Annotated in this window: 13 protein-coding genes and 1 tRNA gene; 6 read left to right on the forward strand and 8 right to left on the reverse strand. The window is 67.1% G+C overall.

Annotated elements, in window-relative coordinates:
- Positions 1 to 44 precede the first annotated feature (44 nt).
- Positions 45 to 1,448: an aminomethyl transferase family protein gene (locus K8P10_RS13455; RefSeq protein ID WP_224779407.1), complete on the reverse strand. Its 1,404-nt coding sequence runs from the start codon at positions 1,446 to 1,448 to the stop codon at positions 45 to 47.
- 178 nt (positions 1,449 to 1,626) lie between these two features.
- On the opposite strand from K8P10_RS13455, the gene K8P10_RS13460 reads away from it, so the two are divergent.
- From K8P10_RS13460 to K8P10_RS13475, 4 genes are read left to right on the forward strand one after another with little or no spacing between them, the layout of a single operon-like run.
- Entirely contained in the window at positions 1,627 to 2,382 is a 756-nt protein-coding gene (locus K8P10_RS13460; protein ID WP_224779408.1) for a PIG-L deacetylase family protein, read from the forward strand.
- Positions 2,379 to 3,122, forward strand: a complete 744-nt coding sequence (locus K8P10_RS13465) for a 4-carboxy-4-hydroxy-2-oxoadipate aldolase/oxaloacetate decarboxylase (RefSeq protein ID WP_224779409.1) — start codon at positions 2,379 to 2,381, stop codon at positions 3,120 to 3,122. Before K8P10_RS13460 ends, K8P10_RS13465 begins: the two co-directional genes overlap by 4 nt.
- Positions 3,119 to 4,246 carry a 4-oxalomesaconate tautomerase gene (locus tag K8P10_RS13470; RefSeq protein WP_224779410.1) on the forward strand — a complete coding sequence of 376 codons (1,128 nt, stop codon included), beginning with the start codon at positions 3,119 to 3,121 and terminating at the stop codon, positions 4,244 to 4,246. Before K8P10_RS13465 ends, K8P10_RS13470 begins: the two co-directional genes overlap by 4 nt.
- A complete protein-coding gene (locus K8P10_RS13475) occupies positions 4,243 to 5,193 on the forward strand; it encodes a VOC family protein (protein ID WP_224779411.1) in 951 nt (316 codons plus the stop codon). Before K8P10_RS13470 ends, K8P10_RS13475 begins: the two co-directional genes overlap by 4 nt.
- 18 nt (positions 5,194 to 5,211) lie before the next feature.
- Here K8P10_RS13475 and K8P10_RS13480 read toward each other — a convergent pair whose 3' ends face one another.
- Complete coding sequence (locus K8P10_RS13480; protein WP_224779412.1) at positions 5,212 to 6,438, reverse strand: cytochrome P450; 1,227 nt, start codon at positions 6,436 to 6,438, stop codon at positions 5,212 to 5,214.
- A gap of 32 nt (positions 6,439 to 6,470) precedes the next feature.
- Positions 6,471 to 7,427: a PDR/VanB family oxidoreductase gene (locus K8P10_RS13485; protein WP_224779413.1), complete on the reverse strand. Its 957-nt coding sequence runs from the start codon at positions 7,425 to 7,427 to the stop codon at positions 6,471 to 6,473.
- A 110-nt stretch (positions 7,428 to 7,537) separates the two neighbouring features.
- Here K8P10_RS13485 and K8P10_RS13490 point away from each other — a divergent pair, with 110 nt between their 5' ends.
- A complete protein-coding gene (locus K8P10_RS13490) occupies positions 7,538 to 8,416 on the forward strand; it encodes an IclR family transcriptional regulator (RefSeq protein WP_224779414.1) in 879 nt (292 codons plus the stop codon).
- Here K8P10_RS13490 and K8P10_RS13495 read toward each other — a convergent pair.
- The 4 genes from K8P10_RS13495 to K8P10_RS13510 all read right to left on the reverse strand — a co-directional run bounded on the left by K8P10_RS13495 (position 8,413) and on the right by K8P10_RS13510 (position 15,139).
- On the reverse strand, positions 8,413 to 9,621 hold the full coding sequence (locus tag K8P10_RS13495) for a cobalamin-independent methionine synthase II family protein (protein WP_224779415.1): 1,209 nt from the start codon (positions 9,619 to 9,621) through the stop codon (positions 8,413 to 8,415). The genes K8P10_RS13490 and K8P10_RS13495 overlap by 4 nt on opposite strands.
- 76 nt (positions 9,622 to 9,697) lie before the next feature.
- Positions 9,698 to 11,452 (reverse strand): AMP-binding protein, encoded by a 1,755-nt coding sequence (locus K8P10_RS13500; protein WP_224779416.1) that lies wholly within the window; start codon positions 11,450 to 11,452, stop codon positions 9,698 to 9,700.
- A 5-nt stretch (positions 11,453 to 11,457) separates the two neighbouring features.
- Positions 11,458 to 14,565, reverse strand: a complete 3,108-nt coding sequence (locus tag K8P10_RS13505; protein WP_224779417.1) for a DUF2207 domain-containing protein — start codon at positions 14,563 to 14,565, stop codon at positions 11,458 to 11,460.
- Positions 14,566 to 14,569: 4 nt separating this feature from the next.
- Positions 14,570 to 15,139 (reverse strand): adenine phosphoribosyltransferase, encoded by a 570-nt coding sequence (locus K8P10_RS13510; RefSeq protein WP_370631888.1) that lies wholly within the window; start codon positions 15,137 to 15,139, stop codon positions 14,570 to 14,572.
- A 100-nt stretch (positions 15,140 to 15,239) separates the two neighbouring features.
- Between K8P10_RS13510 and K8P10_RS13515 the strand changes: the two genes are divergently transcribed.
- A tRNA-Arg gene (locus K8P10_RS13515) sits at positions 15,240 to 15,316 on the forward strand.
- A gap of 261 nt (positions 15,317 to 15,577) precedes the next feature.
- On the opposite strand, the gene dctP is transcribed toward K8P10_RS13515, so the two are convergent.
- Positions 15,578 to 16,552 (reverse strand): TRAP transporter substrate-binding protein DctP, encoded by a 975-nt coding sequence (gene dctP, locus K8P10_RS13520; protein WP_224779418.1) that lies wholly within the window; start codon positions 16,550 to 16,552, stop codon positions 15,578 to 15,580.
- Positions 16,553 to 16,586: the final 34 nt, after the last annotated feature.

A 16,586-nucleotide genomic window follows, 5' to 3' on the forward strand; every position in this document is an offset into this window, starting at 1 on the left:
TGAGAGCCGCTGGAGGCCTTCGGGCGCCACAGAGGGGAGGCCCGTCACAGCTTCCCGGTGGTACGCCATCCTCCGTGATACTCCTGCCTCGCGGTCTCGGCGTACGGGACCGGGCTCACCACGGCGCGCACTGCGAGCTGTTCGTGAGGCTCGACTGTGGTCTTGCCCGATCCGCCATCGGGTTCACCCCAGACCACGCGCACCTCGGCCCCGATCGGAACGTCGCGGTCGACGGTGGCGAGGGAGAGGCCGCGCTTCTCGTTCGCGGTGACCCCGGTGAAGAGGGAGAGCCCGACATTGCTGCCATCAGCGTCGATCACGGCGTCGAAGTTCGACGATCCGTAGTTCGCATTCGGCAAGTCGAAGAACTGATATCCGGGCCCCTCCCGGTCGATGACCGTGGTGAGCAGTTTCGCAAGGTCCTCATCGTTCCATGCGAGCGTTACCTTCTGCCGCTGAGTCGAACCGTCGATCTGTTCGAGCGCGTCACGGCCGATGAAGTCGTGATCGAACTTCACAAACGAGCCGTAGCCGAGCTCCCAGGGGTTCAGGTAGTAATCCTCGATGTCGTCGGAGACGAACGAGCCCGCGATCGCATTGATCGCTTCGTAGCTGTCGACCCCGAGCCATTCACGATACGGGCGCTCGGCCTCGCTCGAGTAGATCGCGGGCAACGGCGAGGGGATCCAGCCGGACTCCAGGGTGTTCGAAGAGTAGGCGCGGGAACCGCAAGGTTCGATACCGAATTCCGCGCCGGCCGCGAGAATCGCGTCTCGGATCTTCCCGTGCTGCTCGTAGGGACCCCAGATCTCCAGACCGGGCGCCCCCGCCATGCCGTGGCGCAGCGTGCGCACGGTCTCGCCAGCGATGGTGATGGTTCCCATCCGGAAGAACTTGACCTGCTCGACCGGCCCGCCGTTCACCTTCTCGATGACCTCCCAGGCTCGCGGTCCCTGGATCTGGAAGCGGTAGTACTCGCGGTGCACGACAGCGCCATAGGGCCGCGAAGGCGACCGGTCGTCATAGAGCGTTTCGAGGTCGTACCCGCCGGTCTCGGCGTGGAATTGCAGCCAGTTCGCGCCGGGTGCTCGGCCGACGTACACGTACTCGTCATCGGCTTCGTGGAAGAGGATGCCGTCTCCGATCACCCCGCCATTCGAAGCGACCGGGACGAACTGCTTCGCCATGCCCACGGGAAAGTTCGCGAACGAGTTGATGCCGGTGTCGCTGAGCAGCTTGAGCGCGTCACGTCCCTTGATGAAGAGGTTCACCATGTGATGCGTCTGATCGAAGAGCACCGCGGTCTCGCGCCAGGCTTTTTGTTCACGCCTCCAGTTGCTGAATTCCGCGGGCACGACGGGGTAGATGTACGTGCCGAGCCGTGAGTTGCGGAGCATCTCGACGGTGCTGCCGCGCTCGTCGATCAGTTCCTGAAGGGTGTTTGCCATGATGTTCTCGACTTCCTTGTCTGCATCGCTCGCCCGGCACCCGGACGAATCGGGGCCCCTCGCGCGACGAGGGAATTTGCCTCACCCCATAGTGCTTTTCGTCACCAGAATTGTCAACAATAATCTTGACGAAGCGCTATCGCTGTGGTTCTCTGGTCTCCAATCGAGGAGGATCTTCATGACCGCACCCACCCCTTCCCTGCTGGTCGTCAGCGCTCACGCCGGCGACTTCGTGTGGCGCGCAGGCGGAGCCATTGCCGCCGCGGTGCAGCGCGGCGAACGCGCCACGGTGGTGTGCCTGTCATATGGCGAGCGCGGAGAGTCGGCGAGCCAATGGTTGGCGGGGAAGTCACTCGACGAGATCAAGTCGATACGGCGAAGCGAAGCCGAGGCCGCCGCGGCAGCTCTCGGCGCCGGCATCGAGTTCCTGGATCTCGGCGACTATCCTCTCGTCGAGAGCCAGGAAGCCGTGCATCGACTCGTGGACGTCTACCGCACGGCACAACCCACGGTGGTGCTCACCCACCCGCTTGCCGACCCCTACAACGGCGATCACCCTGCCGCAGCACGCATGGCGCTTCAGGCCCGCGTGCTCGCCCAGGCGATCGGCGTCGCCAACGCTGACGGCTCCTTCCCGGCACAGGACGACATCATCGGCGCACCTCCCGTCTTCTTCTTCGAACCTCATCAGCCCGAGCAGTGCGACTTCAAACCGAATGTGCTGCTGGACATCACCGATGCCTTCGACCGCAAACGCGCCGCCATGGAGTGCCTCCCCGCCCAGAAGCACATGTGGGAGTACTACACGCAGCTCGCGATCCGCCGCGGTGTACAGGTGAAGCGCAACGCCGGCCCCAACCTCGGCCTCCCCCACGAGACGATGGGCGAGGCCTACATGCGGTACTTTCCGCAGGTCACCGGAGTGCTCCAGTGAACACCTCGGCTGCACCGAGCTCCAGCGGCGGGCCCACCGGCCTCATCGTCACGGACATCGCTCGCACTGACGCCGCGACCATCGAGGCGCTCGAACGGCACGGGGTGGCCACGGTGCATGAGGCGCTCGGGCGGGAGGGGCTCCTCGCCCACAGCATCTCGCCCATCCAACAGGGCGCGAGCATCGCGGGATCAGCGGTCACGGTCCTCTGCTGGCCCGGCGACAATCTCATGATCCATGCCGCAATCGAGCAGTGCGAGCGCGGGGACGTGCTCGTGGTCACGACCACCTCGCCCTCGCTCGACGGCGCGTTCGGCGACCTCTTCGCGACCGCTCTGCACGCGCGAGGGGTGCGCGGGCTGGTGACCACCACCGGCGTGCGGGACACGGCGGACCTGCGAGGCCTGAACTTTCCGGTCTGGTCGGGAGCCGTGCACGCCCAGGGCACGGTCAAGGCGACGGCTGGCTCGGTCAACGTTCCGATCATCGCCGCTGGAGCGCTCGTCCGCCCGGGCGACGTGATCATCGCCGACGACGACGGTGTCGTCTGCGTGCCTCGAGAACGAGCGGCAGAGGTCCTCGAGGCCGCGGATCAGCGCCGGGCGAAAGAGGGAGCCGATCGCGCGGCGTACGCCGCCGGCGAGTTGAGCCTGGACCGGAAGGGCCTGCGGCCGCTGCTCGTCGAGTTGGGCGTACGTACACTCTCGCAGGCCGAGTTCGAGAAGCGCGAACCGCGATGACTCCTCTCCCTGCACCCGAAACCGAGGGGATCCGCTGCATGCTCTTGCGAGGCGGCACCTCGAAGGGCGCCTACTTTCTCGCGGACGATCTTCCCCGAGAGCGGACATCGATCGACGACCTGATGCTGCGTGTGATGGGCAGCCCCGACGATCGACAGATCGACGGCATCGGGGGCGCGCATCCCCTCACCAGCAAGGTCGCGATCGTCTCCCGATCGGAGGCGCCGGGGATCGACCTCGACTACCTCTTCCTCCAGGTCGGCGTCGGTTCCGATGTGGTCTCCGACAGCCAGACGTGCGGCAACCTGCTCGCCGGGGTCGGCCCGTTCGCCGTCGAGCGCGGACTCGTGCTTCCGGAGGCGGACCGCACCTCGGTGAGGATCCGGTTGGTCAATACCGGCGACATCGCGACGGCCACTTTTTCCACCCGCGCCGGCACGGTCGAGTACGACGGCGACCAGTCGATCGACGGAGTCCCCGGGAGCGCGGCGCCGATCGAGATCGAGATGGGGGGAACCGAGGCTCGGCTGCTGCCGACCGGTAACGCCGTCGACCTCATCGAGGGGCACCGCGCATCACTGGTGGATTGCGGGATGCCCGTGGTGGTGCTCGATACGTCGGACTGGGGTGTCTCGGGCGACGAGCGCCCGGCAGATTTGGAGGCCGACGCGGGACTCACCGATCGCCTCGAACGGATTCGCATCGAGGCGGGACGCCTGATGGGGCTCGGCGACGTTACGACGCAGACCGTGCCGAAGGTCATCCTGGTCTCACCCCCTCGGCACGGCGGCACCATCTCGACCCGATCGTTCATCCCGCACCGGGTGCACACCTCCATCGGGGTCCTCATGGCCGCATCCGTCGCCGCGTCCACCCAGATTCCGGGTTCCGTCGGCCACGTCGCCGCCCGAGCTGCCGATCGTCACACCGTGACGATCGAGCACCCGACCGGCGCGTTCGAGGCGATCGTCGAGGTCGAGGATCGCCCTGGGATCGGCTTCGTCGCCGTCTCCTCCCGCAATCTGCGTACCGCACGCAAACTCTTCGACGGCCGCGTCTACCCCAGACCGCGTCGGCCGCTCGTCCATCTCCATCGCACGCAGTCAGAGAGGACCGCACCATGACCGATTCGACCGCTTTCGACGTCGCCCACCTGGCGAACGTCGAGCTGTTGACGCCCAAGTTCGAGGAGAGCCTCTGGTTCTTCCGAGACCTGCTCGCCATGCGGGTCGTCGAGCAGTCCGACGGCGTCGCTTACCTCCGTACCTGGGACGATTACGAGCGATACACGATCAAACTCACCGCCTCCGATGCAGCGGGGGTGGGCCGAACCTCGTTCCGGGCGGCCAGCCAGGAGGCGCTCGAACGCCGCGTCGCCGCGATCGAAGCCCTCGGGCTCGGCGAGGGATGGGTCGACGGCGAGGTCGGCACGGGGCCGACGTTCATGTTCCGCGACCCCGACGGCCACTCGATGGCGCTCTACTACGAGACAGAGCGCTATGTCGCCGGCGACGAGGACCGGCCCGCGTTGAAGAACCAGGCGTCCGCATTCCCCGGACGCGGCGTCAACGCGCGCCGCATCGATCACATCAACTACCTCGGGAAGGACGTGGAGGCCAACGGCGAGTTCCTCGCCCAGGCGCTCGGAATGCGCGAGAGCGAGCGGATCCGCCTCGACAGCGGAAAGTTCGCAGCCTGGTGGTTCCACTTCGGCCTGAAATCGTACGATGTCGTCTACAGCGACGATTGGAAGAAGCACGGAAACCGCCTGCATCACATCGCGTTTGCGCCCGACACTCGTGAAGACATCCTGAAAGCCGCGGACATTTTCCTCGAGAACGGCATCTACATCGAATCGGGCCCCCACAAGCACGCCATCAACCAGACGTTCTTCCTCTACGTCTGGGAGCCAGGAGGCAATCGCATCGAATTCGCGAACGCCGGAGCGCGCCTGCTGCTCGACCCCGACCAGCCGGTCGTCGAGTGGAGCGAGGAGGAGCGGAAGAAGGGCCAGGCCTGGGGTATGAAGACGATCGAGAGCTTCCACACCCACGGGACCCCGGTGGTGTAAGCCGCCGCAGGGGGTCCGCTAAGCGACGGTCAGTCGCATCGGCAGCGACTCGAAACCGCGCAGCGTGTTGTTGAGGTGTCGGCGGACCGGACCGGCGGATTCCAGGGCGGTCACCCGGTCGAGCAGCGCATCGAGCACGGAGATCGCCTCGAGCCTGGCGATGTGCTGGCCGACGCACTGGTGCAACCCCATACCGAACGCCACATGACCTGAGGGGTCGCGATCCAGATCGAACGCGTGCGGCTCGTCCCAGCGACGCCGATCGCGGTTCGCCGCCCCCAGGAACATCAGGACTTTCTCCCCCTCGGGGATGTGCACGCCCGCGATCTCGACGGGCCTCGTCGTGGTGCGGAAGAAGGTCTGCACGGGGGACTCGAGACGCACGGCCTCTTCGAAGACACGAGGGAGCAGCGACCGCTGCTCACGCACACGGGTCCAGTCCTCGGGCCGATCCGCCATCGCACGCAGCACCGCGGCGATGCCGGTGACGGTCGTATCGACGCCCGCCGTCAGGAGAGAGCGCACCACGAGGGGGGCCTGCTCCCGGGTGATGTCGCCCCGATCCGCTGCACCCCAGATCTGCGCACCGATGCTCCCTGCCGTCAAGCGTTCGCGTGCGCACTGCTCCCCCACCCACGCCACCGCCGGGCCGATCCGAGCCTGGGCGTCGGTGACGAGTCGGTTCTGCGGCCCGAACGCGTTGAACGCGAAGTCCCCGTACGGGAGCAGGTATTCGCGCCCTTCTGCGCCGATCCCCACTGCGTCGGGGAACACCCGCAGGGGAAACACCTCCGCGAGGTCGGATACGGCATCGAACTCCCGGCCGTGCGCGAGCAGTTCGTCGACGACTTCGACGGCATCGGATCTCCACTGCTCCTCGAGAGCGCGGAGCCTCCGAGGGGAGAGCAGCTTCTGGAGCACCGACCTCGGCGCGTCGTGCCGAGGGGGATCCGCCTCGAGCAGCACGCTCGGCGGACGCCAGGGCGCCTCTCGTGTGAAGTCGGCAAGGCCGACTCCAGCTGCGGACTGCAGCCCCTGCCAGTCTGTGAGTGCGCGATGCACTTCGTCGTAACGCGCGACCGCGTAGACGCCGTACGGTTCGAGGAACGTCACGGGTGCCGTCTCACGAAGCTCCTCGTGGAACGGCATCGGGTCGGCGAGGAACGCCTCCGAGAACGGATCGATATCGAGCGGCGGCGCCTCGGTCAATGTCGAGGTGCGTGCTGCAGGGGTGCGGTCATGCATGGCTGCCTCCATTGGCTGCGTGTGCTCGGATGTCAGAGGTCGAGAACGAGCCGGGCACTCCGGCTGCGCGACACGCAGGGGAACATGCAGGTGCCCAGCTGCCGCTCGTCGTCATCGAGCAGGGAATCGCGGTGGTCGGGGTCTCCGGCGAGCACCCCGGTCTCGCACGTGCCGCACACCCCCTGCGCGCAGGAGGTGATCACATCGACCCCCGATCTGCGCAGCGCATCAGCGACGCTCTCCGCAGGATCGACAGTGGCTGTAACCCCGCTGCGAGACGCGACCACCTCGAACGGGGTCGAGATCGTGCTCCCCTGGATCTCGGCCGTGAAACGCTCGATGCGCGGCGGGAGTCCGCCCGGGAGGGCGCCCCAATTCTCGATCTCATCGAGGAGGCGCGCGGGGCCGCACGCGAACACCCGAATGCGGGGATCACGAGGGCGCCACTCATCGAGACGGGCGCGCCCCAGCCTCCCCGCATCGTGCACCGCAACGAAATTCTGTTCGCTCGCGAGCAACTCGAGCTCCTCGAGCGCCGCGAGACGCGCGGTGCTGCGCCCGAGGTACAGCAGCCGCCAGGGCACAGCGAGGCGACGCGCCTGATCGATCATCGGCAGTATCGGCGTGATGCCGATGCCGCCAGCCACGAAGAGGTACTCCTCCGCGGGTGCCATGCGGAAGTGATTCCGCGGACCCCCGAACGCTACGACTTCGCCCTCCCCCACCTCGTCGTGGAGCTCGGCGGAACCGCCCCTGCCCGCAGCATCCCGCTGCACCATGATCGTGTATGCATCAGCCCGCCACCGGTCCCCGCACAGAGAGTACTGCCGGACCGCACCGCTGCGCGGGAGAACGATGTCGATGTGCGCTCCAGGCGCCCAATCCGGCAGTCGCCCTCCGTCAACGCTCTCGAGCACGAATTCGACGACATCCTCGGCGACGCTCCGCTTGCGCGCGACGCGCAGAGCGGTGGAAAGGGTGTGGCTCATGCCCACATTCTGAGTTCCCGACATGCCCGGGTGGGCTACTATTCCATTGAACGGAATCCACGCTGCATATCTGTGGATTCGACATCTGGCAATGGGGCCTGGAGGTGCCGATGGCGAGAAAGTCCGATGGTGAATCGGTGCTCGGCAAACACCTCCGCATCCTCGACGCGTTCGAGCCCCAACGTCCGGAGCTCACCCTCACCGAGATCGTCGGAATCACCGGCCTGGCGACCTCCTCGACGCATCGACTCCTCAAAGAACTCCTCGAAGAAGGCCTGGTCGAGCGAGCGCCGGGGCGTCTATACCGGCTCGGCACCCGCCTCTGGGAGTACGCGTCCCGCACCCCGGGTGCGCTCGGACTGCGCGAACTTGCCCGGCCCTGGCTCGATGCCGTGCACGTGAGAGTGCGCCAGCACACCCAACTCGCCGTGCTCCGCGGCCACGAGGTTCTCTTCATCGACCGGCAGTCCACACGCGACGCGGTCGTCAATGCGACGCTGATCGGTGGCCGCATCCCCGTTCCCCTGAGCTCGAGCGGCATCGTTCTGCTCGCTCACGCGGAAGAGAATCTCGTCGATGCCGTGATCGCCGAGGGGTGGCCCCGAACGACGCGCGAGACACCGGCTGACGGACCCGAGCTCCGTCAGCTCCTGCGTCAGGCGCACGCACGCGGGCACGCGGTCTGCGACGGGTTCATCCACGAGCAGTCCCGCGGCATCGCGGTCCCGGTCATGGGACAGTATGGTGCGCCAGTAGCTGCGCTCGGTGTGGTCGTCGCGCGCGACGACACTCCCGTGCTCGGCACCGTAGAGCTGCTCAAGGGCGCAGCGAAAGGCATCTCTCAGGCACTGCTCTCGACCGAGACGGGCATCCAACCCCTCCTCACCACGTCCCGGGCTTCACTCGAATACTTCGCAACGCTCGACGCCGACGAAGACGTCGAGCACCGGCGCATGCACCGGGAGCGCCACTCCGAGACGATCCGCTAGACCCGCTTCGCCGCTCGGCGCGCCCCTTCGCCCAACGACTCGAGCTTCGCCCAGGCGATCTGCTCGTGCACGCGACCCCCGAGACCGCAGTCAGTGGCGGCGATCACCCGCTCGGGGCCGACGATCTTCGCGAAGCGCTCGATGCGCTGCGCCACGAGATCGGGGTGCTCGACGAGGTTCGTGGAGTGGCCGACGACGCCCGGCACCAGGATGAGGTCGTCGGGAATGAGGTCCCGCTGCTCCTCCCACACGGCCCACTCGTGCTCGTGACGCGCGTTCGCGGCCTCGAAGGAGATCTGGCCGACGTTGGCGCCGAGTACCGTCTTCAGGATGTGGCGCAGTTCGATGTCGGTGGTGTGGGGTCCGTGCCAGGAACCCCAGCACAGGTGCAGGCGCACCTGTTCCTTCGGCAGCCCTCGGATCGCCTCGTTGATCGCATCGATCCTGATCTGCGTGAACGCCAGATAGTCCTCCACCGAGGGCTCCGGGTTGATCTGATCCCAGTTCTCGGCCAGTGACGGGTCGTCGAGCTGCACGATGAGGCCCGCATCGGTGATGGCGCGGTACTCCTCACGCAGAGCGGCAACCCAGGCGTCGATGTGCTGCTGCTCGGTGTCGTAGTAGGCGTTCTCGATCCGGGCGGCGGATCCCGGCGCGATCGCCGTGAGGAATCCGCGCTCGCCCTCGCGGAGGGCGGCACTCAGGTTGCGCGTGTCCGCGGCAACCGCGCCCTGACCCGTGTAGCGGATCGGGCCGGTCGTCGCGGGGAACGCGGTCGCGTTCTTGCCGACCGAGATGCCGCTGCCTGGATCCTGGTACGCCTCGGCGAACGCCGTCCAGTCACGGCGGTCCGGGAACGAGGTGAGTCTGATATCGCCGGGTTCCGACCGCACCGGCGTCTGGCTGAAGATGTCCTGCCCGGTGAGTTCGAGCCCTGACGTGCGCTGGAACGAGTACGTCCACCACGCCCCGTAGTCGACGGCGTTCGACATGGCCTTGCCGAACTCTCCGTCGCCTGGCTGCGTGATCCCGATCTGCCGCTGCCGGTCGACGACGTCGCGAACGGCTTCCGCCACGAGCGCCGTGAATTCCGGCGTCTCGCGAAGCGTGAACCCGTCGTCGGCGAACTCGCGAGCGGCATTCGCCGCGATGAGGGCTTCGGTGCGGGGCAGGCTTCCGGCGGTGGTGGTCTCGATGGTGGTCATGCAGGCGAGACTAGTGAGGATCGCGCCTGGGTCCCAGTCGGGTGACCTCGTATGACACGATCCTCCGCGGCGACGGTCAGCTCTTGAGCCCCGGGAAGTCCTCCTCGCGCCACTCGGTCTCGATGCGGTGGCCGGCGGCATGCGCCTCCTCCTCGCGAACCCGCAGCTCGACGCGGCGGATCTTGCCCGACGTCGTCTTCGGCAGCTCGAAGAACTCGACGCGTCGCACGCGCATGTAGGGCGGCAGCGCCTCTCGTGCGTGGGCGAGGATCGCGCGGGCGGTCTCCCCATCGGCTGCAACACCTGCGGCGAGCGCGACGTACGCCTTCGTGATGTTGAGCTTCGTCTCGTCTGGTGCACCGACGACCGCGGCCTCGGCGACGTGCGCGTGCTCGAGGAGTGCGCTCTCGACCTCGAAGGGGGACACCTTGAAGTCGCTGGACTTGAAGATGTCGTCGGTGCGGCCGATGAACGTGAGTACCCCGTTCTCATCGCGGGTGGCAACGTCGCCGGTGTGGAAGTAACCGTTCGCCGTGGCTTTCGCGGTCGCCTCGTCATTGCCGAAATACCCGGTCATGAGGTTGGTGGGCCGCCCGCCGCCCGAACTGGGCGAAGCCATACGCAGGCAGATTTCGCCTTCCTCGGTCTCGGCACCGCTCACGGGGTCGACAAGCGCGACATCGATGCCGGGCAGCGGCCGGCCCATCGCGCCCGCGACGAGCGGGTCTCCGGGGATCGTGCCGATGAGCGCAGTGGTCTCGGTCTGCCCGTATCCGTCGCGGATCTCGAGCCCCCACCACTCCTTGATGCGCGCGATGACCTCGGGGTTCAGGGGTTCGCCGGCCGAGACGACCTCGCGCAATGCGCGCGGCTTCCGCTCGAGTCGGTTCTGGATGAGCATGCGCCAGACCGTCGGCGGTGCGCAGAACGTGGTGACCCCCGCGCGGTCGAGTTCGGAGACGAGGTGCTCGGCGTCGAATCGCGCGGTGTTCACGACGAAGATGGTGGCTCCGACGTGCCAGGGGCCGAAGAAGCTCGACCAGGCGTGCTTCGCCCACCCGGGCGCGCTGATGACCGAGTGGACGTCACCGGGGCGCACCCCGATCCACGACAGCGTAGAAAGATGCCCGACGGGGTAGCTCGTGTGCGAGTGCACGACGATCTTCGGGAGGTTCGTGGTGCCCGAGGTGAAGTACAGCAGTGCGGCGTCCTGGCTGGTGGTGCGCTTCGGTACGGGGGCCTGCGACGCCGCGGTCGACTCCTCGTAGCGCAGCCAGTCGTAGAGGAGGGCCCGCTGGTCACGGGTTCCGGCGTCGAGGCCGACGCCCACACCTCGGTAGGAGCCCGGAACTTCGCGGAACTTGGCGGCATCCTCTGGGCCGGCGAAGACGAAGTCAACGCTCCCCCGCTCGACGCGGTCGGCGAGTTCGTTCGCCCCGAGCACGACCGACGTCGGCAGAAGCACGACGCCGATCTTCATCGCCGCGAGCATGATCTCCCACAGCTCGACGCGATTGCCGAGCATGAGCATCGCGACGTCGCCGTGCTTCGCACCGATGCCGCGCAGCCAGTTCGCCACCTGATCGGATCGCCGCCGCAGTTCGGCGAAGGTGCGCTTCACCTCGCTGCCGTCCTCCTCGACGATCCAGAGTGCGGTGGTGTCGTTCCCCTCGGCGATCGCGTCGAAGACGTCGTGCGCCCAGTTGAAGGAGTCGCCGACGTCGGGCCAGACGAACTCGCTGCGGGCGCGGGCCGGGTCGCCTGAGAGCTCCAGCAGACGGTCGCGTGCGGCGAAGAAGGCTTCATTGGGTTGGGCGGCGTACTCGGTCATGGTGATCAGTCTCTCGCATTCTTCGGGAAATCTGCGGCATCCGTCCCCGACCTCCGCAGCCGGCGCGCGACGAGCACGAACTCCGCGCCGACGGCGGCCCACATCAGGGCCCCCAACCAGAGCGCCCACGCTCCGGCTGCGTTGCCACCTGGCATCGGCCCCACGACCCACCAGCACAGCACGCTCTGGCCGATGGCAGCCAGCGGGACCGCCCACAGCGCGATGCTCGCGGCCGATGCGCGGGAGCTGCGACGGGTGCGGGTCACGAGCAGGATCGCGGCCGCCGCCGCGAGCGTCACGGTGCCGCCGAGAACCAGCGTCGCGGTGTACGGCAGCCAGTACGAGGTCTCGTATCGGTTATACGCTCCTTGTTCGACGCTCTCGAATGTTGCCGCAGGGAAGTTCAGGACGACTCCGAGATCGTCCGAGAGATCGAGTTCGTACTCCTCGAGCCACGCGTTGACCTCGGCGTCGACGACGAAAGGACCGGTCGGCTCCTGCGTCTCGCGGTCGATCTCCCGCGACTCGACCGCGTCCGCGTCGATCGTCACGGTCACCGTGCCGTCCGAGGCCCGCTGCTCCGACCCGATGCGGAGCTCGTAGGAGCGTTCGGAGTCGTCGTACACGCGGGACTCCCCCACCCAGGGTTTGAAGGTGTTGCCGTCTTCGTAGGGCACCCGAGGCAGGTCCACGTCGGTGTCGATCCAGCCGCCCGAAGCGACCTCGCCGGCGAGGTCCGGCGCGATTTCGAGCGAGACCCGCAGCGGACGCACGGGCGCGGTACCGTCGAACGCGTTGTCGATGTTCGTGTAGTAGGTGTCCTCCCAGAACCCGAGCCACGCAGTCCATCTGAGCTGCTGCGACGCGCCCGCGTCATCGGGCGCGTCGACGACCGGTGACGTCAGCGAGTACTCGACCTCGACCTCGTGCACCCCGTCGAGCACCTCGGGAAGCTGCGTGACGATCGCCGTGGTCCGGGCTCCCTCCACCTGCTGCGTCGGCACCGGATCGCCGTCGACCGTCACGTCGCCCACATCGAGTCCCAGGTCTTGCCCGAGCCGCTCGCGCGGCCACTCGCGGCCGAACTGCGGCACCCGGCCTCCGCTCGGGGTGAAGCGCACCTGGGTGTGCTCGACAACGTCGATGCGCGCGGTTCCATCCTTCTCGCGCACCAGCTCAGCGTCCACCTCGAAGCCCTCGACCTGCGAGAAGGTGAGCGCGGGAATGTCGCGGTGGTACTCGGTGACGAATTCCGCTTCGCCATACGGGGCCGGGCGCACGGAAACGGTCACGATCGCGCCCGCCAAGACCGCGATGGCGGCGGCGAGCGCAAGCAGTGCCGGAGCAGAGACGAAATGCTCAGTGCGCCAGCCCCTCCCCGGTTTCGCGTCGCCGGTCTCCCGCCCGGCGAGCTGGGCCATGCGCCTTCCCGCACGCCTCGGCCCCTCGAAGAGCACGGCGTACGGCAGCAGCGCGTCGTCGACCGGGCCCCGATCCCGAAGCCGCGTGGTCGTCGCCCACGCATCGATCCCCTTGAGCTCCTGCATGGCGAGCGCACCCTCGGGCGTCAGTGGACGCGGGCGCCGTACCGCCCAGCACACGAGCATCGCGAGGAGCGTGGACCCGAGCACGAAGAGCGCAGGCCACCAGACGACGGTGAGGATCACCTGGTGCGACAGCTGCCGCAGCAGGCCCCACTGCAGCAGGACGAGCGCCAGTGAACCCCAGATGAAGCTGTCGCGGAGATAGCTATCGGGTACCCAGCGGAGGCCGCGCTCGACCGGGAGGTCGTGCCGAGCCCAGGCGAGCCGGCGCCGCACCACGCTCGGAAAGTTGCCCCAGCGCCCTGCACGCATTCCGGCGCGGGCCACGGCACGGAACCAGCGCTCGCGAGCGCGATGCGTGAGAGGCGATGGCCGCACGGGGGCCGCGCGTCGTTTCCCCCACTTGCGACGTTTCCCGTCGGCACGAGCCCTGACCGTGGGCGCGGTGGCGAGCGCCTCGACGAGCTCGGCGTGCCGGGGTCGCCCCATCAGCCGCGCTGCCGCGTCGGGGGACAGGTCGGCGGGAGGCTCGTCGCGCGCGACGTACCAGGGTCGCCCAGCACTATCGGCCCACACCACGCGACGGGCGACGAACGAGAAGAGCGTGAAGACGGCGAGCAGGGCGAGCGGGATCAGCGGGCCCCACGTCTGCACCCAGAACAGCGGAGTGGTCGGGGGCTGCGCGAACGTTCCGGATGCGAAGCTCACGGTCAGATCGAGGTCGGGGTGCGGCGGGAGGGTGTCGTCGTTCGAGAAGGCGTACCGCACCCCCTCGGAAGTCGTGGACTCGGCTTCGAGCCAGCTGGTGCCGGATACGAGCAGCCAACCGACGTATGCGCGGGGCGGGCGCACGAGCGCTTCGTCAATCTTCGGCGAAAGCGTCAGCGAGACCTCGACGCCCTTCGTGGCCTGCGGCCAGGCAGGGCCGAGCAGCGGCCAACCCCACTGGTCGATATCCGCGCCGGTGGCCTCATCTTCGACCGTCGTGACGAGGTCGTGGAACTCGTAGGAGAGCACCACCTCGTGCTGACCGTCGAAATCTGCTCCGTCCGGTCGCTCGATCGTGACGCGGGTGGTGGCCGCACCGCGACGCACGTCGACGTCGGCGGGCTCACCGTCGATCGTCGCCTCATGCAGTTCGAAGCGGGCGTCGTGGCCCCTGAACTCGGTCACGAACGCGCGCTCGATCGTCGCTTCGGGTCCGTTGGTGAAGTTCGCGGTGAACCGTTCCTCGGCCTCGGCTGCGAAGCGATCCTCTTCGTCTCTTCCGACCTCGTAGTCGATCGCAACATCGGTCGCGATCCAGTCGACTTCGTCGATCTCCGCAGCGTCGAGCACGTCGTCGAAATCGAGCGGCTGATTCAGGACGGGACCGACGAGCAGAAAGACGCCGGTCGCCGCGATGAGTGCCCAGAACACCCGGATCCCGGATCGCAGACCGCGCCCGCCCCGCGCGCGGAGCTTCGTCTCGACCGCCTGGAACACCCGCGCCAGCCACCGGAACAGCGGGGTGTGCTCCGGCTGAGGATCGGGGATGCGCCCGGAGCTGAGCGGCTGCTGCTCGGCCATCGACTCAGCTGTGGAAGACGGTGTGCAGGCCCGGATCGTTCACGAACTCGCGCCCACCAAGGCCCTCGATCTCGAAGAGCACCGCGACCCCGGCGACGTGATACCCGAGCTGGTGCAGCAGATCGCGACCGGCGACGAGCGTGCCTCCTGTCGCGAGCACGTCATCGAGGAGCAGTACGCGGCTGCCCTCTGGAAGATCGTCGTGGGCTTCGACCGTCGCGGTGCCGTACTCGAGCTCGTAGTCCACCGAGACCGCCGGCCTCGGCAGCTTGCCCGCCTTCCGGATCGGCATGAGTCCGGCACCCGTCGCATACGCGGCCGCACTCGCGAGCAGGAAGCCTCGCGCCTCGAGCCCCGCCACCACGTCGAACGATCCCGCGAACGGTTCGATCAGCGCGTCGACGGTCGCGCGGAGTGCCGGCCCGTCGGCGAGCAGCGGAGTGATATCGCGGAACACGATGCCGGGAGCCGGGTAGTCCGGTAGTTCAGCGATGAGCGACGCGGCGCGCTCCAGGTCCGTCGAAGGGTCTGCAATGAGGTCCGCGGAGAGCTGCGGATCAGGCGTTTCTGGCACGCGAACAGCCTACCCGCAGGGTCCCCCCTCAGCGCGGTCGGCCCGATTTCCATTTCGCCCCGAACTGCTGTAATGTTTCTCTGGTTGGAAACAACGGCAAGCGCCCCTAGCTCAGCTGGATAGAGCATCTGACTACGGATCAGAAGGTCGGGGGTTCGAATCCCTCGGGGCGCGCCACCGGAACCCCCGTCGCAATAGCGGCGGGGGTTCTGCTGTGAGATCGCCCTGTGACTGCCTCCCAACCCCCGCCCATGGCCTCCATGGCCACCGATCATTGCCACCGTCTAGATTCGAGTGGTTTCTCGCGCCGCTGCCGGCGGGGCGGCGAAGTGGGCGCCCGGCTCAGTCCCGGCACCGTCAGCACGGAGGGCCAGGGAGCCTGATGCCCCCTGGCCCTCCGTGCGAGGCGCCGTCCTGGATCGTCTACCGAGATATCAGTCAGTTACTTCCAGCCGTGGCGCGGATGCTCTGATAGAACTCGAGATCGTCTCCCGTGTAGTAGTCGTTGAAGTACTCCTCAGCCATGCTGATGAACGCTTGCCGATCGACGTCCTCGATGACCTCGAGTTCCCCGCTCGATTTCCACTCGTCGAGGATCTCCTGTGTCTCCTGCTCAACGCATTCGCGGTTCTCAGGACGAATCTCCTTGACGGTTTCAAACACGGCCTCGCGCTGCTCCTCCGTCATCGCGTCGAGAGTCTGGTCAGCGATTGTCACCCAGTGGATGCTGAGCTGATGATCATTGAGGCTGACGTAGTCGAGGAGTTCGTCGTAACTCTCGGATTTCGTTCCGACCACAGGGTTCTCCTGACCATCAGCGATGCCCTGCTGGAGAGCCACGTAGACCTCTTCCGAGGCAACTGCGACCGCATTGGCACCCATTGCCTCCGCGTTCGCGAGGTATTGCGGCGTATCGGGGAATCGGATCTGCATGCCCCGCAGATCCTCAGGCGAACGAATGGGCTCCTTTGCGCTGAACGTTCGGGTGCCGTAGTACCAGCCATCGATGATCGTGAGCCCTGTCTCCTCATTGAAGGATGCACGGAACTCTTCGGAGTCGTTGTCGAACCAGTCGAACGCGTGGTCCACATCGTCGAACACGTAGGCAGCCCCCAGAATACCGGCTTGCGGATAAACCGACGCCAGTCCTGCCTCCTGCAGATCCATATCGCTGTCGCCGGCCTGCAATCCGGCGACACGCTCCGCATCGGGGCCCAACTGGCTCGAGGGGTACAGATCGACGGTGATCCCCAGATCCTTCTCCTCGATGCGATCCTTGAAGAGCTCCATGCCACAGTAGAAGTTCGGGGCTGATTCTGCCTGTGTGCTCGAGAACTGAATGGTGATGTCGTCTCCGCCCTCACCACCCCCGCCGCCCGCGCAGGCGGTGAGGAGACCGGCTGTGGCCACCATCGCGAAGGTTGTCGTGGCAACTCGTGTGTGATTC

It is taken from the genome of Leucobacter sp. Psy1, from assembly GCF_020096995.1.
In the GTDB taxonomy this organism is placed as follows: Bacteria; Actinomycetota; Actinomycetes; order Actinomycetales; family Microbacteriaceae; genus Leucobacter.